Origin of the sequence: Chryseobacterium paridis (assembly GCF_016595215.1) — a bacterium.
Taxonomy (GTDB): Bacteria; Bacteroidota; Bacteroidia; order Flavobacteriales; family Weeksellaceae; genus Chryseobacterium; species Chryseobacterium paridis.
Genome location: NZ_JAENHK010000005.1, coordinates 257,404 through 280,975, shown reverse-complemented (window position 1 = coordinate 280,975; position 23,572 = coordinate 257,404). Strand labels below are relative to the sequence as shown.

General features: G+C 33.9%; 23 protein-coding genes and 10 tRNA genes. 25 read left to right on the top strand and 8 right to left on the bottom strand.

Annotated features, from left to right (window positions below):
• Nucleotides 1-178: 178 nt before the first annotated feature.
• A complete protein-coding gene (gene deoD, locus JHL15_RS06385; protein ID WP_200244304.1) occupies nt 179-889 on the bottom strand; it encodes a purine-nucleoside phosphorylase in 711 nt (236 codons plus the stop codon).
• Nucleotides 890-1,292: 403 nt separating this feature from the next.
• Between deoD and JHL15_RS06380 the strand changes: the two genes are divergently transcribed.
• The 22 genes from JHL15_RS06380 (at nt 1,293) to JHL15_RS06275 (ending at nt 14,550) form a co-directional block, all read left to right on the top strand.
• Nucleotides 1,293-1,949, top strand: a complete 657-nt coding sequence (locus JHL15_RS06380) for a hypothetical protein (RefSeq protein WP_200244303.1) — start codon at nt 1,293-1,295, stop codon at nt 1,947-1,949.
• On the top strand, nt 1,946-3,079 hold the full coding sequence (locus JHL15_RS06375; RefSeq protein ID WP_200244301.1) for an AAA family ATPase: 1,134 nt from the start codon (nt 1,946-1,948) through the stop codon (nt 3,077-3,079). The genes JHL15_RS06380 and JHL15_RS06375 overlap by 4 nt, the downstream gene beginning before the upstream one ends.
• Nucleotides 3,052-3,795, top strand: a complete 744-nt coding sequence (locus JHL15_RS06370; RefSeq protein WP_200244295.1) for a hypothetical protein — start codon at nt 3,052-3,054, stop codon at nt 3,793-3,795. Before JHL15_RS06375 ends, JHL15_RS06370 begins: the two co-directional genes overlap by 28 nt.
• Nucleotides 3,786-6,170 carry a hypothetical protein gene (locus tag JHL15_RS06365; protein ID WP_200244294.1) on the top strand — a complete coding sequence of 795 codons (2,385 nt, stop codon included), beginning with the start codon at nt 3,786-3,788 and terminating at the stop codon, nt 6,168-6,170. Before JHL15_RS06370 ends, JHL15_RS06365 begins: the two co-directional genes overlap by 10 nt.
• Nucleotides 6,160-7,824: an APC family permease gene (locus JHL15_RS06360; RefSeq protein ID WP_200244293.1), complete on the top strand. Its 1,665-nt coding sequence runs from the start codon at nt 6,160-6,162 to the stop codon at nt 7,822-7,824. Before JHL15_RS06365 ends, JHL15_RS06360 begins: the two co-directional genes overlap by 11 nt.
• The gene (locus JHL15_RS06355; RefSeq protein WP_200244292.1) at nt 7,817-8,833 is read left to right on the top strand and encodes a hypothetical protein; all 1,017 of its coding nucleotides are present in this window, start codon (nt 7,817-7,819) and stop codon (nt 8,831-8,833) included. The genes JHL15_RS06360 and JHL15_RS06355 overlap by 8 nt, the downstream gene beginning before the upstream one ends.
• Nucleotides 8,834-9,053: 220 nt before the next feature.
• Nucleotides 9,054-9,182 carry a penicillin-binding protein gene (locus JHL15_RS06350; protein WP_200244291.1) on the top strand — a complete coding sequence of 43 codons (129 nt, stop codon included), beginning with the start codon at nt 9,054-9,056 and terminating at the stop codon, nt 9,180-9,182.
• A gap of 567 nt (nt 9,183-9,749) precedes the next feature.
• Nucleotides 9,750-9,817, top strand: a tRNA-His gene (locus tag JHL15_RS06345).
• Between the two features lie 6 nt (nt 9,818-9,823).
• Nucleotides 9,824-9,897: transfer RNA gene (locus JHL15_RS06340), tRNA-Lys, on the top strand.
• Nucleotides 9,898-9,994: 97 nt separating this feature from the next.
• A tRNA-Asp gene (locus JHL15_RS06335) sits at nt 9,995-10,066 on the top strand.
• A 70-nt stretch (nt 10,067-10,136) separates the two neighbouring features.
• Nucleotides 10,137-10,208 (top strand) — tRNA-Pro (locus JHL15_RS06330).
• A gap of 103 nt (nt 10,209-10,311) precedes the next feature.
• Nucleotides 10,312-10,393, top strand: a tRNA-Cys gene (locus JHL15_RS06325).
• A 544-nt stretch (nt 10,394-10,937) separates the two neighbouring features.
• A tRNA-OTHER gene (locus JHL15_RS06320) sits at nt 10,938-11,075 on the top strand.
• Nucleotides 11,076-11,160: 85 nt separating this feature from the next.
• Nucleotides 11,161-11,232, top strand: a tRNA-Glu gene (locus JHL15_RS06315).
• A 118-nt stretch (nt 11,233-11,350) separates the two neighbouring features.
• A tRNA-Leu gene (locus tag JHL15_RS06310) sits at nt 11,351-11,424 on the top strand.
• A 91-nt stretch (nt 11,425-11,515) separates the two neighbouring features.
• Nucleotides 11,516-11,588 (top strand) — tRNA-Phe (locus tag JHL15_RS06305).
• A 55-nt stretch (nt 11,589-11,643) separates the two neighbouring features.
• A tRNA-Gln gene (locus JHL15_RS06300) sits at nt 11,644-11,715 on the top strand.
• A 54-nt stretch (nt 11,716-11,769) separates the two neighbouring features.
• Complete coding sequence (locus JHL15_RS06295) at nt 11,770-12,255, top strand: ribonuclease H-like YkuK family protein (RefSeq protein ID WP_200244289.1); 486 nt, start codon at nt 11,770-11,772, stop codon at nt 12,253-12,255.
• Between the two features lie 24 nt (nt 12,256-12,279).
• Nucleotides 12,280-12,666, top strand: coding sequence for a cyclic-phosphate processing receiver domain-containing protein (locus JHL15_RS06290; protein WP_200244287.1), 387 nt, complete (start codon nt 12,280-12,282; stop codon nt 12,664-12,666).
• Nucleotides 12,653-13,231 (top strand): DinB family protein, encoded by a 579-nt coding sequence (locus JHL15_RS06285; protein WP_200244286.1) that lies wholly within the window; start codon nt 12,653-12,655, stop codon nt 13,229-13,231. The genes JHL15_RS06290 and JHL15_RS06285 overlap by 14 nt, the downstream gene beginning before the upstream one ends.
• 188 nt (nt 13,232-13,419) lie before the next feature.
• Entirely contained in the window at nt 13,420-13,971 is a 552-nt protein-coding gene (locus JHL15_RS06280; protein WP_200244285.1) for a 3'-5' exonuclease, read from the top strand.
• Between the two features lie 27 nt (nt 13,972-13,998).
• Entirely contained in the window at nt 13,999-14,550 is a 552-nt protein-coding gene (locus JHL15_RS06275; protein WP_200244283.1) for a 3'-5' exonuclease, read from the top strand.
• A 39-nt stretch (nt 14,551-14,589) separates the two neighbouring features.
• On the opposite strand, the gene JHL15_RS06270 is transcribed toward JHL15_RS06275, so the two are convergent.
• The 4 genes from JHL15_RS06270 to JHL15_RS06255 are packed head-to-tail and all read right to left on the bottom strand — an operon-like array spanning nt 14,590 to nt 16,718.
• Entirely contained in the window at nt 14,590-15,480 is an 891-nt protein-coding gene (locus JHL15_RS06270) for an alpha/beta fold hydrolase (protein ID WP_200244282.1), read from the bottom strand.
• Nucleotides 15,477-15,917, bottom strand: a complete 441-nt coding sequence (locus tag JHL15_RS06265; protein WP_200244281.1) for a DUF1330 domain-containing protein — start codon at nt 15,915-15,917, stop codon at nt 15,477-15,479. Before JHL15_RS06265 ends, JHL15_RS06270 begins: the two co-directional genes overlap by 4 nt.
• 3 nt (nt 15,918-15,920) lie before the next feature.
• A complete protein-coding gene (locus JHL15_RS06260; RefSeq protein ID WP_200244280.1) occupies nt 15,921-16,271 on the bottom strand; it encodes a GIY-YIG nuclease family protein in 351 nt (116 codons plus the stop codon).
• A gap of 21 nt (nt 16,272-16,292) precedes the next feature.
• Nucleotides 16,293-16,718, bottom strand: coding sequence for a MarR family winged helix-turn-helix transcriptional regulator (locus JHL15_RS06255; RefSeq protein WP_200244279.1), 426 nt, complete (start codon nt 16,716-16,718; stop codon nt 16,293-16,295).
• Nucleotides 16,719-17,702: 984 nt separating this feature from the next.
• Between JHL15_RS06255 and JHL15_RS06250 the strand changes: the two genes are divergently transcribed.
• A complete protein-coding gene (locus tag JHL15_RS06250) occupies nt 17,703-18,803 on the top strand; it encodes a slipin family protein (protein ID WP_234047698.1) in 1,101 nt (366 codons plus the stop codon).
• A 109-nt stretch (nt 18,804-18,912) separates the two neighbouring features.
• Nucleotides 18,913-19,755 (top strand): alpha/beta fold hydrolase, encoded by an 843-nt coding sequence (locus JHL15_RS06245; protein WP_200244276.1) that lies wholly within the window; start codon nt 18,913-18,915, stop codon nt 19,753-19,755.
• A gap of 57 nt (nt 19,756-19,812) precedes the next feature.
• Here JHL15_RS06245 and JHL15_RS06240 read toward each other — a convergent pair whose 3' ends face one another.
• From JHL15_RS06240 to JHL15_RS06230, 3 genes are all read right to left on the bottom strand, one after another.
• The gene (locus JHL15_RS06240; protein ID WP_200244275.1) at nt 19,813-20,259 is read right to left on the bottom strand and encodes a VOC family protein; all 447 of its coding nucleotides are present in this window, start codon (nt 20,257-20,259) and stop codon (nt 19,813-19,815) included.
• A gap of 270 nt (nt 20,260-20,529) precedes the next feature.
• Entirely contained in the window at nt 20,530-20,856 is a 327-nt protein-coding gene (locus JHL15_RS06235; RefSeq protein WP_200244273.1) for a helix-turn-helix domain-containing protein, read from the bottom strand.
• 6 nt (nt 20,857-20,862) lie between these two features.
• Complete coding sequence (locus JHL15_RS06230) at nt 20,863-21,291, bottom strand: helix-turn-helix domain-containing protein (RefSeq protein WP_200244271.1); 429 nt, start codon at nt 21,289-21,291, stop codon at nt 20,863-20,865.
• A gap of 650 nt (nt 21,292-21,941) precedes the next feature.
• Here JHL15_RS06230 and JHL15_RS06225 point away from each other — a divergent pair.
• The gene (locus JHL15_RS06225; protein WP_200244270.1) at nt 21,942-23,480 is read left to right on the top strand and encodes a SulP family inorganic anion transporter; all 1,539 of its coding nucleotides are present in this window, start codon (nt 21,942-21,944) and stop codon (nt 23,478-23,480) included.
• The last annotated feature ends 92 nt before the right edge of the window (nt 23,481-23,572 follow it).

Here is a 23,572-nt window from a genome sequence, read left to right as displayed (position 1 = left end):
TTAAATCGCCGAATGGTAAAATCGCTGAAAAGCGAAAAGGCAAAAAAGCAAAAAAGCTGATTTGTTAAACTGTAAAATTGCTTATATAGAACCAATTATTAAATGGATATTTCGATTTAACGATTCTACAGTTTTGCGATTTAACGATTTAGCCATTATGCAAATTCGCCTTTTCGCCTTATAGAGCCTTCAATGCCGACTCCAAAGCCAATTCAATCATCGGTTTCAATGCCGTTTCCCTTTGATCAGCTGAGATTTTTTCGTGAGTTGGAATAATATCAGTTACCGTAAGAATGGTCGCTGCATTTTTTCCTAAATGTTTAGCATTGGCAAATAACCCGAAAGCTTCCATTTCCACTGCCGGACAATTATATTTTGTCGCAATTGCAGGAACAGTAAAATCTTTTCTGTAAAAAATATCACTACTGTGAATATGCACAGGTTTAGCTTGTAAAGACAATTCTTCTGCTGTTGAATGAATGGTGTCAAAGATATTTCCCTGATGAGAAATGCTGTCTCCTTCAATTTCCCAGGCAAATTTAGCGTAGGTACTTTCACTTGCTGCATTTTCAACATTTAAAATATCAAATACTTTAAGATCCGTTGTATAAGCGCCACAAGTTCCAATTCTGATAATCGTTTCTACATCATATTCTGTATATAATTCATAAGAATAGATACCGATACTTGGAAAACCCATTCCACTTGCTCCTACACTGATTTCTTTTCCTTTGTAAAGACCTGTATAATACAGAATACCTCTTGTTTTACTTACCAGTCTTGCATCTTCCAGAAAATTTTCGGCAATATACTGTGCACGAAGAGGATCCCCCGGCTGTAATAGTACTTTAGCAATTTCTCCTTTTTTTGCACTAATGTGAATACTCATAATATTATTTTGAATGAGGGCAAAGATAATAACTTTTAGATTGACAATGTCATTGCGAGGAGTGAAGCAACGAAGCAATCTCCATAAAAGAAAGAACAGTAAAAAGAATATTAAATTGAATAATATGGCAAATAACTTAGAGTATAACCCAATATTTGTTATTCTGAACGAAGTGAAAGAATCTCAAAATAAATAAGTTTAGATTCTTCCAGAATGACAAACCTGGAGAAACAATTTACACTATCAATTTTTATCGTAGATAAAAATCCTTGCGTCTTAAAAACATCTGTCTATTTAATCCATTTGCGCCATTGCGATTAACCAAAAAAGAATACATATTAGGTAATCCTGAATCATTTCCATAAAAGTTTTATTCTCAAAGAAATAATTTTATTTTTGTTAGATGGTCGAAAATAGAACATCTCCTTTTCTGGATACCCTTTTTCTTCTTCGAAAGGAAGAGCATATCATCTTATTTTCAAATATTCAAACCATATCTGAAAAAGAAAGGCAGGATGCAGCAGATTATTTTGAGTCTGAATTTGAAAAAGAGAGACTGGAATTTATTTCAGATCAGCTCACATGTGATCAGGAAACAGCTGTTTGGGCTGCACAAATTCTTTATCATGCTGCACAATTATGTTTGATAAGAGAAAATACGGCAAAGGATTTGGATCACTTAATTCCTGAGTTTATAGGATCAAAAAATATATCCTCTTTATTATCTGCAGATTTGTCATTGAGATTTTTACCACAAGTCATTATGACTCTTCAAACTGTAGATCCTGAAGACTCCCTGATAGAACGACTTGAACAAATTCTATTGCAATTTCATTATTCAGGAATAGGGTACGAACTGGATATTGAAAAGATCAATTGGCAGGAAGAATTAAAAGATCCAACTTACAGGAAATTATATATTGAAAGAATTGTAGAAAAGAAAGCCTACAGGCTGGCTGAAATTCCTTACATTAATCAATTGTTGATGGCTGAATTTGGTTTGCATAAAAACGAATTTTGGCGGGAACTGAAAAATACTAACGAAGAAGAAAACGAATGATACCAAATATTACAAAACTCAATACAGTACTCAACTACGTAAAGGAAACCTTTGTAGGTAAAAATGATGTGGTTGACCTGCTGGGAATATGTCTTTTAGCCAGAGAAAATGCATTTTTGTATGGTCCTCCCGGAACTGCAAAATCCGCTATTGTAAGAGCTTTGTCCCAGGCTGTTAAAGATGGGAAAAACTTTGAATACTTATTGACCCGCTTTACCGAACCGAATGAGATTTTTGGTCCATTCGATATCAGAAAATTAAAAGAAGGAGAGCTTCTTACCAATACGGAAGGAATGATGCCGGAAGCATCGATGGTTTTTTTAGATGAAATCTTTAATGCTAATTCTGCAATTTTGAATTCACTTCTGATGGCTCTGAATGAAAAGATCTTCAAGAGAGGAAAGGAGACAAAACATTTACCTGCCCTCATGTTTGTAGGGGCCAGCAATGTCCTGCCAGAAGATGAAGCATTGAATGCATTATTCGATCGTTTTCTGATCAGGATTAATGTAGACTACGTAAATCCTGAACTTCTTCAGCAGGTCCTTTTAGCAGGTAGAAAACTTGAAAATACAGTTGATGTTGATATTCCGGAAATTCATGCTGATGAGATCCGAGAATTACAGAATCTTTGTAAAACAATTGATCTCAAGCCGATTTATGAAGTATACTTAAATACAATTATAAGTCTTCGAAACACCGGAGTTGCCATTTCTGACCGTAGAGCGGTGAAAATGCAAAACCTTATTGCAGCAAGTGCTTTGATATGTGGAAGGGAAGAGGCTATTCTCTCAGATCTTTGGGTGTTGAAACATATTTGGGATACAGAAGAGCAAATCGAAATTTTGGAAGGGATCATCAACAGAACCATTGAAAAAGATGAAAACCCCCAAACCCATCCTCAGGCTCTGCATAATAAAACACCAAACCCCGAGGAGGTAATGAAGGATGTGAAAATTTTGATTGAGAAATGGAACGGCGGAGCAACGACCTTTGAAGAACAGAATGTGATCAAAGATAAGTTGAGATATTTGCAGACACGATGTGACTGGATCAAAAATCCTGAACAGAAACAATATATTCAACAGGAAATAGAAAGTTTATGGCAGAAGATCCTTCAAAGTGTGTAAGAACTTTTTTAGCAGAATTACCACGTACGGATGAAGATTCTTTAGGTTCTATACGGAACTGGAAGAATATACAGATAGCTTTAGAAGAAGAGGTGATCTGGATTAAAGGCTTTACAGAAGAACAGGTCGTTTCTTCTGAAATACAGCAGTTGCCTAATTTCCTATTGTATGAAGTAAGGGATGGCTTACTGTTCAAAAAAGAAGCTTTAGTTCCATCAAAGAAAATGAGATCAGCATTACTCTGGTCGCCAATTGATAAGGCACTACGTCTTGTTTTCCCACCCTCTAACCAAAATTTTTTTGGAATCCATGAAAAGGTTGGAGTGAAGTTAAAATCGAGCAGCGAAGAACAATTCGCAGCCGCATTACTGACTGTGATGTCAGAAGTAGGAGATATGGTCATTACACTACCAAAATTTAAACTTGAAAAGATAGATTGGGTTGTTATAGATGACAAAGCATTATTCTTGGGAACTCCATTATTAAGTTTTCCGGGAAAAACATATTGGGAGAAAGACGGGCACCTTTTGCCTACAGGTTTTGATTTTGAATTTAAAAATTTAAGTTCATTACTTCAAAGAAAATATAATAGGTTGCAGGAACACTGGCTTTTATGGCAGGAAGATGGAAGTTATCTGCCAATTGATAAAAAAGATATAAAGAACCTGTCTGCAAGCTCATATCGCCTCACTGAAAAAGCGAAAGAATGGATTTAAATGTATATTTCCAATCCTATGAAAATTACTTTTGGGAATGGGTGACAGATGAAGATGTGCGTGATGACTCAGGGTATCATGAGAATAACCTTGTGTCCATTCCAAATGTTGGAGCCATTGCCTATAGACCCTATATCATTGAAGTTTTAAAAGAATTACAACCCCAAGGTCTTCCCCCTTTCGGTGCTTTACTATTGGTATTATATGCAACGCAGGAAGGGTATCTTAATTTTGATGGTGTTTCTTACTATTTAAGAAAATTGGAACAAGAAGGACAAGTAGATCTGGAAATTGATTCTATTATTAACTTCCTGGAAAATTTAAACAAGCTAGGTAGATCCTACAAGAAGGGGCAAAACAGAATATTATTATTACAAACATTATTCAACAATTCTCATAACAGGATTTCTGCGATGTCCAGTGAACTGCTTTTGAAAAAGTTTGCAAAAAGTCCGCAGACACTTTCAAAAAGTGCTGAAAAAATTCCTGTAACGTCATTATTTGTATTAAAAGATACCAAAGCCCTGGTATGGCTTAATGAGAATTTTTCATCTACAGAGGCTATTATCGCTGCTATGAAAGGTTTCACCAATGAGCCTGAATTGGAAGATGAAGTTGTGGAAGAAGAAACCACTGTAGAATCCCATAAAGATTTTATTCAGGAATTAATTGAAGATCCTAAAACATTTCAGGTAGGAAGCTTGATTAAAAGGATTTGGAGCGGACTTAAAATTCCTATGCGTCACCTTTCTCCCGGAGAACAGCCGGTTGGTGGGATCTCTGACATGGCTAATAAAGGGGAGCTTCACAGAATGCTTTTATCGGAATTTGCTAATGAAGATGAGGTTTTCATGAGTCGGGTCGCTAATAATGAAACCCTTTATATTCAAAGAGAAATACCCCCTGAGGAAAATGTTTTTGAAAGAATTATTTTAATAGATACCTCTTTGAAAAATTGGGGAACTCCGAAAATTTTAGCTTATGCATCAGCAATTGCAGTGATCAAACATCCGAAAGCTCATTCAGAATGTAAAGTTTTTGCGGTGGGGCAAACAAGCATACCAATTTCTCTGAACAGGGTAGAAAGTGTGGTAGATAACCTGAACCAGGTAAGTTCTGTGTTGGAAGTTTCTAAGACGTTAGATCAGTTTTTTCTGGAAAAGCATACTGAAAAAGACATTGAAGTATTTTTTATCACCAATCATGAAAATCTGGAAAATGAAAATGTACAAAGGGTAATTCATGAAAACAGGGATCAACTGAAATTTTTGGTAACTACTTCTGCTGATGGCGAATTGAACTTTTTTAAACATCACAAAGGAACCCGAAAACATATACAGAAGATTATACTTCCGTTGAAAGAACTATGGGCCAATCCTCCGCAACGAAAACAAAAAGGTGAAGACAATTCCTCTGATGGGAAGAAAACGGATGTTCCAAAGAATTATCCTATCCTGTTTCCAACTCCTGCTAACAAAATAGCTACCTTTTTATATGAAGGAGAATTTTTTATTTTAAGCAATAAAAGACAATTGCTTAAAACCTATTTGTCAGATAATTATTACAATAAAGATTATTATGATCGTTACAGGATACATCGTGGATGTGAAGTTCTGATAGAAGATATTTCAGTTAAACCCAGAGGACAGTTTGCTTTGGCTAAAAATAAACAGCAGCAATTCATCCTTTGTCAATATCAACCAGATAAAAATCTTATTTCTAAACTCAACCTAAATACAAAAGAGTATTCAGAACTGAATCTCACAGGAAAAAATATTCCTCAAGATTATAAACTGGTCTATTTCAACAAAAGCTTCTACCTCTATAATGCAGAGTCAGAATGGATCTATCATATCAATATTGACGGGAATATCTCATTCGAGTCCGTAAAGAATGATAAAGAGATTGCTAAAAATCATTCGAAAGTAGAAACTGAGATGAAGAAATTAGCCAACAGTGGAATAAAAATTTTAAACAGTTTTAATAATATTGGAATTAATTCAGAAAACAGCCTGGTGATTTCTAATAATAGATTGGCTAAGGTTTATGATAATTCCCTGACCTTATACAAGAATAATCATAAGATAAAAATTATTGCCAGCCAGTATAAAAATAAATTTACCTTTTCGGATGGAAGTGAGATCATAACCGATGTTCGCGGGATACTGACTTTTAAAAGCAGTAACAAAAATATTCCTGTATTTTATATCCCTTCCACAGAGCATGGTTTCCTTTCCCTCGCCACAAATACAGAGTTTGGAGGGGCAGAATATTATCTGCCCGAAACTACTCTGCTTAAAATGAAAACAATAGAAGATATGTGTTCAGACTATCTGGAACCATTTATTAATCAAATTTTGGAATATGGAACTTAGAATAAAACCATTTCCAAAGAATAATTATCCAAAAAAAGGAGTCTTGATCAAAAGCCCCTCACCATTGGTATGGCTAAGTGAAATGGATCAATGGAGGATAGACATCGATCAGGTTGAGACCTTTGCCATTCCTTCTAATGAACCCAATATTCTTTATGGATGTTTTATTGTTTTTTCAGATTCAGCCCCATTGGAAATTGGAAAAAATGCTTACTTTCAATGTGTAGACGGGACTTTGTTTATTCCAGAAAATACTACTTTTTATCCCAGGATCAACTCCGAAGACTGGAATCTTATAGATGCTAAATTTGTAATCATGCATCCCGAATTTGGTTTGGTTAGATTATCAGAAGAAATAGATTGGATTTCTTTGCTTGAAGAACCTCAAAAGGCCAAGCTTTCAGTGAGAAAACCTTTGAGTGGAGTATATATTCCCAAAGAAATTAAAAGCTATACCGTAGAGATCGATGATGACACAATGATGGAATCACTCCAAAAATCTCAAACAGAAGAAGAGTGGATGAAAAGCCTTCCTTTTGATATGAAGAAAGTGATGGCAGGAAATAAAAAGGAAATAGAAAAATACTTAAAATACATCGAAAAATATCCTGACCGCGCCATTGACCTCGGAGTTCCTTTGGATATAATGGGAAGCTCGAGAGGAGATGGTTTTGGGAAATTTAAATTTGATAATAGTTGGCTGAGTCGTTTATTTGGAGGAACCCGAAGAGACAGAAAACCAAGGGATTACCGATGGGTTTTGTTTGCACTTTGGATTGTTATCATTGTAGGAAGAGTAATTATAGGTTTTAGCAAAGATAAATCTGAGACAGAAACTCCGGTTTCTTCAGGAAATGTCATTTCCAAAGATGCTTTAAAAAATCTTGATCCTGGTAAGTTAGCTTTTGAATCCGGTCTCACAGAAATTGATATGAAAATTGATTCTCTTTACAATGGGGAAAGAAAAGAATTAATGAAAGAATATGCAGCAGCAACTTCTAAAGGGACTGATAATAAAGCTCTTGCTGAAGTAGAAAAAAAGGTTGAGAAATACAGAAGCAAAGAAAGTCAGACCAGGGATTTTCTTAAGAAAATATACAATAAGAAAATTGCCGCACATATTGAAAGTAAATCAAAAGACTATCAGCGAAAAATCTCTGATTCTTTAAAAAGATCAAATCCTAATAAACCCGTTAACCAAGGAATTGTAAAAAGTGTCTGGAAGAAAAAACAGGTTTTAATGGAGGATTCTTTGGGTCGTCTTTATGGCACTCTTGGAAACATAGAACCCAATTTTTCATCCGATAACAATGGCAATACAAAGAAGACATTGGATACAGAAAGCTCTTCAGCAAATAAGATTTCGTTCTCAGAGATCATTTGGTTGGTTACTTTGATCATAGGGAGTGTAGGTCTTTATTCTTATTTCTTTAGAAAGAGATCCTTGAATATTGGTGGGAATAATGTTCCGGGTGGTATTAAAATATTCCTGGTCATCGTATTGGTGGGTATGCTGATTTATCTTTTTTATCCATTGATTGAAATGTATGGCTATAACTGGTTTGTGTGGCTTCTTGTTATATGTGTTGTCTTGCTTGTTTACCGTTTATTCAGTGAGGATAAAACTATTTTAAAATCTGATAAAAATGAATAAGCAAAAATTTATAGATAAGTTTATCAGAGCATTTTTTATTCTGGTACTTCTTAAAGTACTGGGGATTATTGCTCAGCTTTTTCATCAGAGCTTTTGGAGTGTATTAGGAACATTAGGGATCTTTATCGTGGTTGCGATCATGATATTTTTTGTAATGATAAGTTTGAGAGACAAAGAGAAAGGGGATCAGAATTCTGGAAAAAGAAGAGGAGCAGGTGGTAGCTTTTATCTTGAAAATTCACTTTTCGACAGGATCAGAAGTAAATATGAAGAGCTGGCTGAAAAATACATTTCCGAAGGAGATTATAAAAAAGCAGCAAAAGTATATATGAATCTTCTACAGGATAATTACCGGGCGGCTAAAACATTGGAAAATGGAGAACTATACAATGAAGCAGCAGTTATTTATCTGAAAAAATTAAATAACAAATCCGATGCAGCTATTTGCTATGAAAAAGCAAAGCAATACAGAAAAGCCATTGAGCTTTATAAAGAATTGGAACAAAAAGAAAAGGTGGGTGATCTTTATAAAGAGATGAGTGACATAAAAAACGCACATGTCTATTACCAAATGGTGGCGGATGATTTTATTGGCAACAATCAAATGGTAAAAGCATCTTTAATTTACCGAAAAAAAATGGAAGTACCGGATGAAGCCCAAAAGATTTTGTTGCAAGGCTGGATAGAAAATAAAGATGCATTCAATTGTCTCAATAATTATTTTGCTAATATTTTTGATATCAAACAATTGGAAGTGCAAATTCAGACTTTGTACAAAGACACACCAGATGATAAAAAGATTATTTATCTGGAAGCGATGAAATATGAGTTTAAAAAGAATTCGAAACTGCAACCGATAACAAGAAATATTGCCTACGAGATCATTTCTGAAAAAGTAGAAACCCATTCTGAGATTGTCAATGAATTAAAGTTTTTCAATCCCGAAGATCAGATAATTCTTAAAGATATTTCGAGGTATAAGACGGGTAGGAATAGGATGCTTAGATAAGAGTGGAAAATTGAAATTGAAAAATTGAAAATGAAACGTCTAAAAGTGTAAAATGTTGAGGTAAGAGAATTGAAAGATTAAAAGATTGAACGATTAAAAGATTAAAACAATAAGTGTTTTAATTAACTTTTGAGACATTTTTTTATAATCAACAAGGTGGCTGAGGTTCTCGAAGCCAGCATTGTACTAAGAAAAATATTATCTTTGCACCAATAAAATTATGACAATACAAAGAGCACATATCAGTTTGAATCTATGCGATAGCCCTATACTAAAGGGATCGTTTGGATATGAATGGATGATATGGAATGAGGCGAAATGTGCTGACTTTGGAAATTATTTACTGTAAACTCGTAAAGATTTAATCAAAATACCACAAAAACGCTTCGATTATCGAGGCGTTTTTTGTGTTTTTAAGGGCGAAATTATTTAGAATGAAAAAAAATAACCAAAAAAGTGAAAATTTTTAATTAACGATGAAATTTTAATATAATACAATAGAGTGATAATCAAACCGGTGAGAGACAGTCATTTAGGTAATTAAAATATCTGCAAAATATTGCGGACAGAAATTTCTATTTCTAATTTTATTAGTTAATTAATTGATTTTCAAATAATTATATTTTAATTTTATTTGCGAATTAAAAAAAATCATATTTACTTTGCAACCGAAAATTGAAAGCAACAAGTTTTGCAGGATTTCAGAAATGTTTAAAACAAAAAAAATAATGAAACAATTACATTACATATTTAACCCGTATTCAAGACTACAAGGACAGGAGCCGAAAAGTAATGCGTGTCTTATTGATAATGAATGTGTGGATAAAAGGTGCTTATATACGTGGGTCAGTTAATGACCTGCCACGTCAAAATATATGCAGCACCTCCCGAAAAGAGGTGCTTTTTTTATGGTTTCTTTAGCTTATTTGGTAAAGCGTCGGTTTGTGGCACCGGAGAACAGGGTTCGATTCCCGGAGATACCCAAAGTATAATCTCATAGCTCAATTGGTTAGAGCACCGGTCTTTTAAACCGGGGGTTGAAGGTTCAATTCCTTCTGAGATTACAAAAGGAGAGTAGGCAAATATTGGTTTGTTGCGGCTTACTGCTAATAAGTTCTACAACAGTAGTGAAGGTTCAATTCCTTTGCTCTCCGCAAAAATGGTTTATTGGGGTAATGGCTAACCTGCCCGACTGTCTCTTGGGCACTGCGAGTTCGATTCTCGCATAGACCGCAAAGGTTCACGGAAAATTTCAGCTCCGATTGTCTCTCGGAAAAGAAATTTGAAACTGAGCCTATAAAAACTGGAAAGATAACGGTGGTTGTTTACCCGCCTTGGACGCGGGAGGTCGTAGGTTCGAATCCTATTTTCCAGACAATTTATTTAAATGGAAAATTGAAAATGTAAAGAGGAAAATAAATTTTAAAATTTTTAGATCAATTATCAATAATCATTGATCAATTATAAAATTAAAATCTGATGGTTCGCCGAAGTAGAAGAGTCGGGGCGGTCTGCAAAACCGTTGTGTAAGCTGAGTGGGTTTGAATCCCATAACCATCTCAAAACTAAATGTTAATTGTTTCAAAAGAGAAGAAAAAAGGTAAGTCAAGAGCAGAAGATCTTTACGCCAAATACAGAAAATATAGACTGCCTTTTTCTTTTTTTATGAGATAGAAAATATCGGAATATGAATGTTATGGAGTTTATAAATTCATTATCAACGATCAATTATCATTTATAATCAATAAAAAACCTGATGGTTCGCCGAAGTGGAAGAGTCGGGGCGGTCTGCAAAACCGTTGCGTAAGCTGAGTGGGTTTGAAATGGAGAGCATTCGTGAATTCAAAAGAAGAAATATATGGTTATGAGCAATCCCATAACCATCTCAAATAACTAAAATGAGATTAGTTCCGGAGAAAAAGTAAAAGTTTGTCGAGCGTAGAAGTTCTTATATCAAACACAAAAATTTAGACAAGCTTTTTCTGACTCCAAATTGTTTAAAATGTAAAATGTAAAATGTAAAATGTAAAATGTAAAATGTAAAATGAAATTGCTAAGTGTCTAAATCATTTATCTCTTATCGATCATCATTTATAAAAAATAGGGAAGTGCACCGAAGTTGGAGAGTCGGGGCAGACTGACATGAGGAACGAATTGAACGATTCCTAAAAAAAATAAAGAACACAGAGTTAAACTCTGTTGCTTCATTGCTGAGTAGGTTCGAATCCTACCACTTCCACCAAAAAAATCAACTGATAATGTAATGGCAGCATGCAGGAACTATACTCTTGTCGCTTAGGTTCGATTCCTAACAGTTGATTTTCAATGCTCCATTCGTCTAGCGGTCAGGACGCCTGCCTTTCGAGCAGAAGATAAGGGTTCGATTCCCTTATGGAGTACTAAGTTAAGAGGAAAGAGAAAAGTTTGTCAAGCGCAGAAGATCTTTACAAACACTAACAAACAAAGTTTATATAGACAAGCTTTCTCCAACCTTAATTATTATTGATAAAAAATCCTGCGGGAATGGCGGAACTGGTAGACGCACTTGATTTAGAATCAAGATATTGAGGGTTCGACTCCCTTTTCCCGTACAATATAAATGTTAATTCGTAAAAAGATAAATAATAATGTGGCATTCAGAATCAATTATCGCTTATCTATGATCATTGATAATTAACATCCGGATCAGTGGTGTAGAAGGTCTGCACGTTAGTCTGAAAAACTGAAGGTACAGGTTCAATTCCTGTCTGTTCCACAAAATATGAGTAATAACTCATAACCTATTATTTGTAACACATAACTCAAAATATTGATTCATAGTGTAATTGGTAGCACACAAGACTTTGACTCTTGTTGTTCAGGTTCGAGTCCTGGTGAATCAACAAAATCATTTAGCAATTATAAAAAATATGTAGAATTTTAAAAAATGTAAAAAAATGGAAACGCAACAAGAAATATGGCAAAACATGTCTGGAAAATTTTTCCATCAACCTATCATGCAGTTGGTAGAAGAAGCCATCATTCGTGAACAAGCTAATGGATACCGACTGAAAGTTTGTGTGGGTTCAGACTCTCACGTATATGGTGATGCTATTAGTTATGCTACAGCTGTAGTATTTATTCGCGAAGGAAAAGGAGCGTTTACTTTTATTAGAAAACAAAGGGAAATAAAAACCATAAGCATCAAAGAACGAATGCTCAATGAAGTAAACAAATCTGTAGAAATTGCTTACGCTATCTGCTCTATTTTGGATAAATATGGTGTAGAAATGGAGGTGCATGCAGATATCAATACTGATCCTGAGTTTAAGTCCAATGTAGCATTGAAAGATGCAATGGGATATATTTTGGGAATGGGATATGTTTTTAAAGCTAAACCCCATGCCTTTGCAAGTTCCAACTGTGCAGATATGATGGTTTAATTATAAATCTTAAATATTAACCTTATGAACATGATAAAAAGATTCTTGTTTTTAGATGATATCAGATTTCCAATTGAAGCTTATCATTATACGGAACAGGAAATATTCCTTCAAAAAGACTGGCACATTGTTCGAAATTACGAGCAGTTTATTAATCAGATTTTAGAAAAAGGGCTTCCTGAATTGATTTCTTTTGATCATGATTTGGCAGATAGGCATTATGTAAAACAAAAAGATTCTTCTGATTTTACAGAAAAAACAGGTTATGATTGTGCAAAATGGTTGATCGATTATTGTATGGATAACCATTTGAATTTGCCCAAGTTCTACAGTCACTCAATGAACCCAGTGGGTAAAAAGAATATTATTAATCTACTTGACAACTTTAAAAAACATAATGGACACGTTTAGATTTATTCAACACATACAATCACATCTTAAAACTAGTTTTAATGAAGTTGACAAGTGGTTTGATGCAGATAACAAAGCATTAGAATATATTCCTATTAAGAAGGGCTGGTCTGTCCGTCAGATTTTAGAGCATATCTATCTCACCAATTTTTATCTGCTGATTCTTATTGAAAAAGGAATGAAGAAAGCAATAAGAAATGATAAAGGTCTTGATTTGAAATTAGAATTAGAAAATTACAATTTCGACAAAACAACAATGGAACAGGTTGGGGTGCATGGAGCTTTTATCTGGATCAGACCGGAGCATATGGAGCCGAAAGATGAAATGGAATTAACTGAAATCAGAAAGTTGATTTCACAACAACTTCAGCAGTGTTTGGGTTATTTAGAACTTATGAAAAATGGTGAAGGCCTTCTCTATAAGACTACAATGACAGTTAATGACCTGGGAAAGATTAATGTTTATGAGTATATATATTTTCTTTCGCTTCATGCCCAAAGACATATTACTCAAATGAAGAACAATGATTTAGAAGCTATAAAAAAAGCTAATAGTGATTCTTAAAATTTAGTTTTGGTAATTTTTTACCGAAACTTTTTATATTACGTAAAAAGATTGCGTACTTGTGTTTTTTCTTTGCATAGAATTTAAAAACATTTCTTCTCGGGATATTTCTTCTCCTATCCTCCCTCCACCACCAATTGAATAACAAAATGTAAATGATATTAGAAATAATATGCAGTATGAAAACAATGAAAAACAAAACAACAAACGAAATTTTAATCATCGACTTGGAAGCCACATGTTGGGAAAACGATAGAATTCCAATCGGACAAAAAGTTGACATTATAGAAATAGGAATTTGCGAATTAAACCTAACATCAAAAGCAATTTCTAAAAAGCAAAGTATATATGTAATTCCAGAAAGATCTGAAATCAACAGATTTTGCACAAATCTTACAGGAATTACTCCACAGTTAATAGAAGAAAAAGGGATTTATTTTGAAGAAGCCTGTGAAAAAATAAAAGATGAATATCATTCACTACCACTTAGTTGGGCAGGTTTTGGAAACTTTGATAAAGAACAAATCTTTGAACAATGTGATTGGCTGGGAATAGAAATTCCTTTCTCTTATGATTACTTAAATGTGATGTATGAATTTAAAGATCACTTTAATCTTCCAAAAATGATGGGTTTAAAAAGGGCCTTGAATTATTTGAAAATGAATTTTGAAGGAAATCATCACAGTGGAGCTGACGATGCTTATAACGCAGCTAAAATCTTGAGAGAGATTTTACAGTAATTATTAACAATAAACAATTGTAAACCAATGAAAACAACAGATCATATATTAATTATAGACCTCGAAGCTACATGTTGGAATGACCGACCGCCGAGAGGTCAGGAAAGTGAGATCATCGAAATCGGAGTTTGCATCATGGATGTGAAAACCGGTAAGATCTCAAAGAATGAAGGGATTTTAGTAAAACCCCAATATTCCAGAGTAAGTCCCTTCTGTACAGAACTGACTTCTATTACGCAGAAAATGCTTGATGAAGAGGGTGTCTTCTTCGATGATGCATTGGATATTCTCAGAGCAGAATACGATTCTGAAGATTTGACCTGGGCGAGTTATGGAAATTATGATTTGACTATGCTTAAAAACCAGGCGAAAAGATTTAATCTTGATTACCCTTTAAGTGATGACCATATCAATGTGAAAACATTATTTGGAGAAGTGCATCCAACAATCAGAAAGAGTGTTGGGATGAGTAGAGCTTTGGGTGAATTGAATTTCAAACTTGAAGGGACTCATCACAGAGGAGTAGATGATGCTAAGAATATCTCGAAGATATTGTATTGGTGTCTACAGAATTATTAATAAATAGAAACTCCCTTGAAAAAGGGAGTTTCTTATTTTTTAGATAGCCTGGATATTTTCTATGATCTTTTTAGCAATGATCGCCTGTAATTCCGGTGGGAGAGAATGTCCCATTCCTTCAATCATCATGAGCTCAGAATTGGGGATAGACTGAGCCAGATCTCTGGCGCAATCAGGGTGGAAAATAAGATCTATCGTTCCATGAATAATTAAAGTTGGAACATCAATTTGCCGTAAGGTTTCCGGATTGTATTGCCAGGAACCCATAGCTAACAACTGTCTTATTGTTCCATTTTTGGTTTTTGAACGTGCTAATTCTTTTTCAATAAGTTGGGTTTCGTGTGATTCGTCCAACATGAAACTACCGGATATTTTTTTTGCAAAAGTGAGCTTTTCTTTAATATACCCCTCCTTATCAATAGCCGGATTAACCGAAGGTTTTGTCATCATTGCCATAACCTCAGAATTGGGAGGTGGTAAAGCTGGATGTAAGGAAGTAGACATAATGATAGTAATTGACAAAACTCTTTCCGGAAAGTAAGATCCCAAAAGTTGCGTGATCACTCCACCCATAGAACGTCCGATAACGTGAGCTTTTTCAATATGTAAATGATCAAGAAGTCCAATGACATCTTTTGCCATATCCATTAATGAGTAAGGGATATCTTCTTTTTTGATTCTTGCAAAAGCCTGTTCGATATTGACATTGAGGTTCAATTCTTTTTGAGCACTGAAAACGGAAGTTCCCGAATCTCTATTGTCAAAACGGATAACCTTAAAACCAAACGTGACCAATTGTTCACAGAAAGAATTCTCCCATCGTATCATTTGGCTGCCTAGTCCGGAAATCAAAACAATAGTTTGGATATTACTTTCTCCAAAGATTTCATAACATAACTCTACATCACTGATGTGTACTGTTTTCATCATTTGCCTGTTATTGAATTTAACAGAATTTCTTCAAGAGGAAGCAGTCGGGAATCTTCAATAGCGGCAGTTCTATGCCCTGCGATTTTCATATACTCTTCGTTTTGTTCGAAATTGAAAAAATCATTTACGCTTTTCTGGCGAATGAGCATGCAAATATCCCAATACTCTTTTTCGGGACCTATTAAAAACTGATCACCACTTCCAATAAATAGTATTTCACCTCCTCCTGCTACCAAAAAAGGTTCTGTTTCTTTAATATATTGAAAGTACGCATCCCATCCGCTGATCGCTTTTTGGGGTTTCAGCTCCGGATGAGCAGAGTAATCTGCTTCTTTTTTTAGTTTAATAAGATTCAAATTAACAATAGAACCTTTTATGTTTTTACTAAATAAATGTTTTCCTGCCTCGTGAGTAGGGTATAAATAAGGTGTTGACATTTTTCAAATTTTATAAAGATTTTCTGGAAATTCATAGCTTTCAATCCAGTTTTTTTGTGCCTTTGAAACTTCCTGTCGATAATTAATGTATGGATTGTTTTGGGCTTCTATGACAAGAATGCATTCGAATGTAAAAGCATTTTCTCCATATTCATTCCAGTCAGCTTGTAATTCACGGTGAGTATATTGTCCGATACTTAAAGAAAATCTTATTTTGTTTTCCAATGCCTCAACATTGAGAGAACCTTGAATCAACTGCTTTCCTGTGAGCGTATTTTTAACAGCAAGAATTCCCATGGTTACAGAATGATTTTTAGCTTTTTCTCTAAGTTGCTGTTTAAGTGTATTTTTCATTTAAATTCAATTATCTTTTGGCTATTGTATGTTTCCTCCTAATTCAAATAATAAATCGATGCTGGTTTTAAGAGATTTATTTTTCTTAAAAGACAGTACCTCGGAGGTAATGCTTTCTGCTGTTTTTTTTGCTTCTTCGAATACCTTTTTTCCGGTATCGGTGATCACGACATAGCTGACCCGTGCATCTCTTTCATTGGCTTCTCTGGAAACAAGGCCGATTTTTTCAAGTGGATTAAGAAGTCTTGTGATTCCGGAAGCTGTTAATCCTATCTTCTCTGCCAGATCGATCCTACGGATTTTATGTTCCGACGAATTAATAAGGATGTACAGAATCGTAAAATCACTAAAGCTAAGTCCATGCACACTGAGAGCATCAAACTTTCTTGAGAGAATAGCCTGTACTTTAGTGATATTAATCAAGAGTAATAAATCAGTACTTATCATTGATATATATTTGAGTTGTCAAGTATTTTTTATTTTGCAAATATAATTATTTTAATGGATTATGTATGAGTTGAGAACTTTTTTTTGTTTTAATTTGAAAGGATTGTCTCGAATTAAACCCCCTTTTGTCTTATTTCTTTTTATTAAAAAATAAATTTTTTCGAAAAAAAATAACAACGCAAATAGATTGCGTATTTGTGTAATTACTTTGCATTATCAAAATGAAACAGTATTAAAGTTTTGAAAAATAAGCTTTAATTAAAATATCAAGGAAGTCTTGTTGAGTGTTTCGGTATATCACCATTGCAGAAAAATTTGTTGAGAAACATGATTGTTTTCTGTTCAGCTTGACTTGAAGGTTTGAGGAGTTTTCCAAAAAACTTCTACCATGTGCTATGGGTCGAAGGTTCGAATCCTTCTATTTCCGTACGGGAGTATAACTCAGTTGGTTAGAGTAATAGCTTTTTGGCGTGGGTTCGATCCCCACTCTCATTTCTAATGAGATAGCTCAGTTGGTTAGAGCACTACACTTTTAATGTAGGTAAAATAGACTCAAAATCTATTTTTGATCGAGTTTTGAATGTTCTCTTACAAAACATTCGCTATGGAAAAGTCTGATTTTTTTTCAGTTGTTTAGGCAACGTTTTGAAAAAGCCTGTAAGAAAAGATGTTTTTCTAAGAATAGAATTCAATTGATGAATAATGAAGATTGAATGCATTTTCTGAAAAGGAAGTTTTTGCGTGAGCGATGGTAACGGATATCCTTTTTTGTTTTGCAAAAAAGATAGAAGTGAACGTAGCGACCCAAGCTGTTGTTTTAGCGATGGCAAGGGACACGCCCAAGAACTGAAAGATTAGAAACTCATTTTAAAACTGCTTATTCTGAAATGAATACTTTTTTTGAAATGCTTTACTTCCGCCATTTTTGGAAGAAGAGATCTCAGATTTTCCTTTTATTAAAATAAATAACCTTTAAAATATAATATGATGTTTAGAAATGTACAAATTAAAGCATATCAAGTCGGTTTGGTATTTAAAAACCGAAATCTGATTGAGATCTTAAAAGAAGGTAATCACTGGATCTTTGGTAATAAATCCGTAGAAACCTATGAAATGAAAACATTATTACAGGCTAATGATGATCTATTGCTTTTGTTGAAAAATGAAGAGCTGAACACTATGTTGGAGATTATTGAAGTAAAAGATGGAGAACTTGTTTTGGTTTATGAAAACGGAATTTTCAAAGAAGTTCTGCATGTAGGTCAATATGCTGTTTGGAAAGGTGTAATGAACAGATCATTTCAAAGAATTGACTTAACAAAAGTTGATATCACTGAAAGAATTTCCAAAACCATTCTGGAAAATGCAAAGTTGAAAAACCTTGTCAGAAAGTTTGTGGTAACCAATCAACATAAAGGTTTGCTGATCATTGACGGAAAGCTGACGAAAGTTCTGGAAGCAGGAACATACTACTTCTGGATGAATGAAATTTCCATTGAAGTAAAAAGTGTTGATACCCGTATGCAGCAAATGGAAATTGCTGGTCAGGAGTTGCTAACAAAAGATAAGGCAATGCTTCGAATCAATTTTTATGTGCGTTATCAGGTTGAAAACATTGTGAAAGCATTGATGGATAATAAAGAGTACGATAAACAATTATACATCCTGATGCAATTGGCTTTACGTGAATTTGTGGGTGCTTTGACATTAGATGAACTGTTATTGAAAAAAGATAGTGTAGGAAAAGAGATTCTTGACAATCTGGGTAACAAGGCAGAGGATCTTGGTTTAAAGGCAACAGATGCTGGAATCCGGGATGTGATCCTAACCGGAGAAATGAAAGAAATTATGAACCAGGTTTTGATCGCTGAGAAAAAAGCTCAGGCTAACAGCATTATGCGCCGTGAAGAAACAGCTTCTACAAGAAGTTTACTAAACACTGCAAAACTGATGGAAGAGAATGAGGTCTTATGGAAATTAAAGGAGATGGAATATATGGAGAAGATTGCCGATAAGATTGGAGACATTACAGTGTCCGGAAATAGCAATATCGTTTCTCAGCTAAAAGAGATTTTTGCAAAATAAAACCAATAACCATTCTCATAAGAGCAGATTTCTATGAAAATAAAATCTGCTCGCTTTTTTAGATGGAAAAAATCAGGTGATAATAATGAAGTTTTAAAATGAATCAGTAATGAGAAAAAATACTGTTTTTAAGAATGACGAAGGAAGGCAAAAAATCCTTACCATGTATGATAATGCATTGCAGAGTTCCAATGCAGACATCAAATCAAAAATATGTAAAACGAGCTTTGGTGATACTTTTATTTTAGAAGCTGGAAATGAAAATGATGAAGTTGTCGTGCTTTTGCATGGTGCATCATCTAATTCAACATCGTGGATCTCTGAAATTTCTATATATGCTCAAAAATATAGAGTTCTGGCTATCGATATTATTGGTGAACCCGGAAAGAGTGCAGAGGTCAGACTTCCTTATGAAACAACTGATTATGCCCAATGGTTAAATGAGGTGTTAGGTACTTTGTGTATTCAAAAAATTAATTTAGTAGGATTGTCTCAGGGAGGATGGCTGGGAATTCGTTTTGCATCTAGTTTTCCTGAAAAGATAAATAAACTTGTCCTTCTTTCTCCTGCCGGAGTCGTAAAGACGAATGGGAGTTTTGTACTCAAAGCTATATTCTATTCACTATTTGGAAAAGCAGGAAGAAAGAAAATCAATAAGATCATTTTAGGGAACCAGAAGGTTGATCCAAAGATTCTTGAGTTTATGAATCTCATGCAAAATAATGTGCATTCACGAATGGATAAAGAATATATTTTTGAAGACCATGAGTTGCAGAAATTGAAAATGCCGGTTTTGGTAATTGGAGGAAGAAATGACGTGGTACGTTCAATAGAGAGAATATCAGAACGTTTTAATAGGACTTTACCAATCTATACAACAATTATTGATGAAGATAAAGGGCATGTTCTAATCAATAAAGCAAAAGAGATTATTCATTTTCTCCAGGATTAGTATTTACAATAAAAAAAGGCAAGTCTGAATTCAGGCTTGTCTTTTTTATTGTGATATTTATTTTTTGCTCAACCATTCTTCATAAGAAATAACTCCCAGTTCCGGCCTGCCTTCACCCTCGAGAATAGAAATAAACTCAAGACTATTTCCATCGGGATCATTAAAATAAATAGCAAGTGCCGGCATCCAGGCAAAAACCATTGGCTTGTCTGATTCATCTTTCAGGAAATTATAGGGTTTCAGATTTTTATTCTTTAGATATTCAGCAGAGTAATTCAGAATATCCTCTTTATCACTTGAAAAAGCAAAATGTCTTGGTTGTAGATTTTCTTTTTGCTCCCAAAGGCCTAGCATAAATTCTTTTCCTTCACCAATCCATAGAAATGCAATCGGCCGTGTTTCATCCATGTGTGCTAGTTTTAGTCCTAAAACTTCTGTGTAAAATTGAATGGCATTCTCCAAATTACTTACCTGTACATGTGTCTCATAAAGTCCTTTGATCATGATCGTAATATTTAGTATTATATGTAATAACAAAAATAGAAATCAATTTTTCAAAAATGATATTTGCTCAATTCCTTTATAGAAAATGAGTGATAGATATTATAACTTGAAAAATAATTGGAAAATTAAAAAGTAGTTCAGAAATATGCAAATTGAAAATGGAAAGTTGAAAATTGAAAATTCAAAGTTATAGACTTATATTTATTAAGAAATAAACTTTCCACTTTCAACTTTCAACTATAAAGAACTTGTGAAACAAGTTCTTTTATATTAATTAAGTTCTTCTTCAAAATTCTTTTTCCATTTTGCAATGGTCGTTCTGCTTATCTTATACTTCTTAGACATATAACTGGTAGAAAAACCATGCTTTCTCTGGTATTGTAATAATTTGAGCATTGTTTTCTTGTCGTAGGTCTTTAATTTTTGATTGTTTTTTGAACTTTCTTTGGATTGCTCAAAAAGTCTGTCATTAAGTTTTAAAACATCATCAGACGTATTAAGCCTCTTAAGTAATTCTTTAATTTTTGGTTCTTCTAATTTATCAGGATGTTCCAATCGGAGCATATCATGATAAATTTTGCTGTAATTTGGTCGCATTATATCTTATTTATTTGGTGTGTTTATTTTTTGTAGCCAACGGTGAAGAGTACTTTTCGGAATGGAATATTCTTTTATTACATCATTCAGGCTCATTTCACCGGACTGAATTCTTTTGATAATAAATTCTTTGATCTCCTGAGTGTAAATGTTTTTTCTGAAATAAGGGATTTTGTCTGATTTCTCAGTGTTCTTATTAACGGCTGCCGGAGGAGCATATAAAATTAGATGGGAGCTGTACAGTCTGAAGAAATCATACTCCAGTAATTTACTACATCTTAACAATACTTCAGTATCTATCGATCTGTTATTGTACATGTTTTCAACGAATTCTTCATCTTTATTTAAGAAATTACAGATTCTTTCTAATGTAATTCCTTTATCCTCAACTCGCTCTTTAATGAATTGTCCTATGTGTATTTCTTTGTATAACATCTATAAAGTAAATATTTTGTTATTAGTATGTGATGTGCGTTATGTAAAATAAAAATGCCACAATATCTATTATTAGAAATATGCATTAATAATAGATTCGGAATGAAATAATGTAATCGATGTATGTCAAGCGCAAGGAGGTAAATACAAGACCTTTAATGGTATACACCACTGTATGCTAGATTTTGAATAGTAAAGAATTGAGTATCCTTCAAACTTCCATCATGCTTTTAGCGATAATTATTTTATCTCGTCTAATACAAATGCTATATATCGGTCTAATGACTGCTGTAGCAAAAATATAGTACGTAAAGCCCTTTCATGCAATTTCTTTTTATATTGTTTTATGGTAGATTAATTTTTTATGCTAAGGTTAAATTAGTAAAATCTTATTTCAATTAAAAAAAGCATAAGAAATAATTAACTTCTTGGCTTTCAAATATAGAAAAAAATGAAATTGATGCAAAAGATAATAGTAATAAATAATGTTAAAAATTGATTTTAACGAAAAATTAGAGGTGTAAAATTTTTATATTTTTAACAATATAAATTTATATATAAATTTTTGTCAATAATGCTTATTCGTTTATGCTATTTTGAAAATTTGATTATTGTATATAATGTTTCAAGTTTTTACCTTTGTCGAAATTATGAATACATCTATCAAGATTTTCAAATTTTCTGAAAAAATAAATTATAAAAATGAAATCCTTGCCGGACTTACAGTTGCTATGACTATGATTCCGGAGTCGCTTTCATTTGCAATTTTGGCTGGCTTGTCTCCTTTGACTGGTTTGTACGCAGCATTTTTAATGGGTTTGATAACCGCTGTTTTTGGAGGTCGACCAGGAATGGTTTCTGGTGGGGCAGGAGCTACTGTTGTTGTATTGATTGCTCTGGCAAAATCTCATGGTGTAGAATATTTATTTGCTACTGTAGCTTTGGCGGGAATTTTTCAAATATTAGTGGGAGTTTTTAAGTGGGGAAAATTTGTTCGCCTCATTCCACAGCCTGTTATGTATGGTTTTTTAAATGGATTGGCGGTCATTATTTTTATGGCTCAGGTTGAGCAGTTTAAATTTGTAGATGCTCAGGGTGTTGTTCAATGGCTTCAGGGTACTTCTTTATACATAATGGGAGGGCTTACAGTCTTTACAATTGCTATTGTTTATTTTTTCCCTAAGGTGACGAAAGTAATCCCAGCTTCCCTGGTGGCTATTTTAGTTGTATTTGGAGTTGTAGCTGGTTTTAATATTAATACAAAGACTGTTGCAGATATTGCTCATATCAGTGGGAATTTTCCACCTTTCCATATTCCCAAAGTTCCATTTTCTCTGGAAACACTGAATATTATTTTCCCGTATGCTATGATTATGGCAGGGGTAGGACTTATTGAATCCCTTCTTACATTATCAATGGTAGATGAGATAACAGACTCTAAAGGTAATGCCAATCGTGAATCTATAGCCCAAGGACTTGCTAATATTACCAATGGTTTTTTTGGAGGAATGGGTGGTTGTGCGATGGTAGCTCAAACCTTAGTAAACCTTAATGCAGGTTCAAGAGCGAGATTGTCAGGGATCATTGCATCTATAACTATTTTAATTATTATTCTGGTTGGAGCTCCTTTTATAGAAAAAATACCAATGGCGGCGTTAGTGGGAGTAATGATGATGGTTGCAATAAGTACTTTTCAATGGGTTTCCATAAGGATCGTGAACAAAATGCCGAAATCAGATATTTTTGTTGGGATCGTAGTGGCTTTGATAACCATTGTGCTACACAACCTGGCTTTAGCAGTTTTAGTAGGTGTTGTTATTGCAGCTTTAGTTTTTGCCTGGGATAATGCAAAAAGAATCAGAGCCAGAAAGTCTGTTGATAAAGATGGTGTAAAGCATTATGAAATATTTGGACCTTTATTTTTTGGTTCTGTAACTACGTTTATGGATAAATTTGATCCAGCCAACGATCCGGACAAGGTAATCATAGATTTTAAAGAAAGCAGAATTGTAGATATGAGTGCTATCGATGCTTTGGATAAATTATCAAAGCGTTACCATGATTTGAATAAAACCTTGCACTTACGTCATTTGAGTGAGGATTGCAGAAAAATTTTAAAAACGGCTGAAGCGGTCATTGATGTCAATATCGAAGATGATCCAACGTATAAAGTAATGCCTGAAAAGTAACTGTCACTTTATTCTACATGTTTCCTTTAATTTAATTCATCAATATTGATTTTCTGGTTACAAATAGGTGTTCACTATTTATTATAATGGTT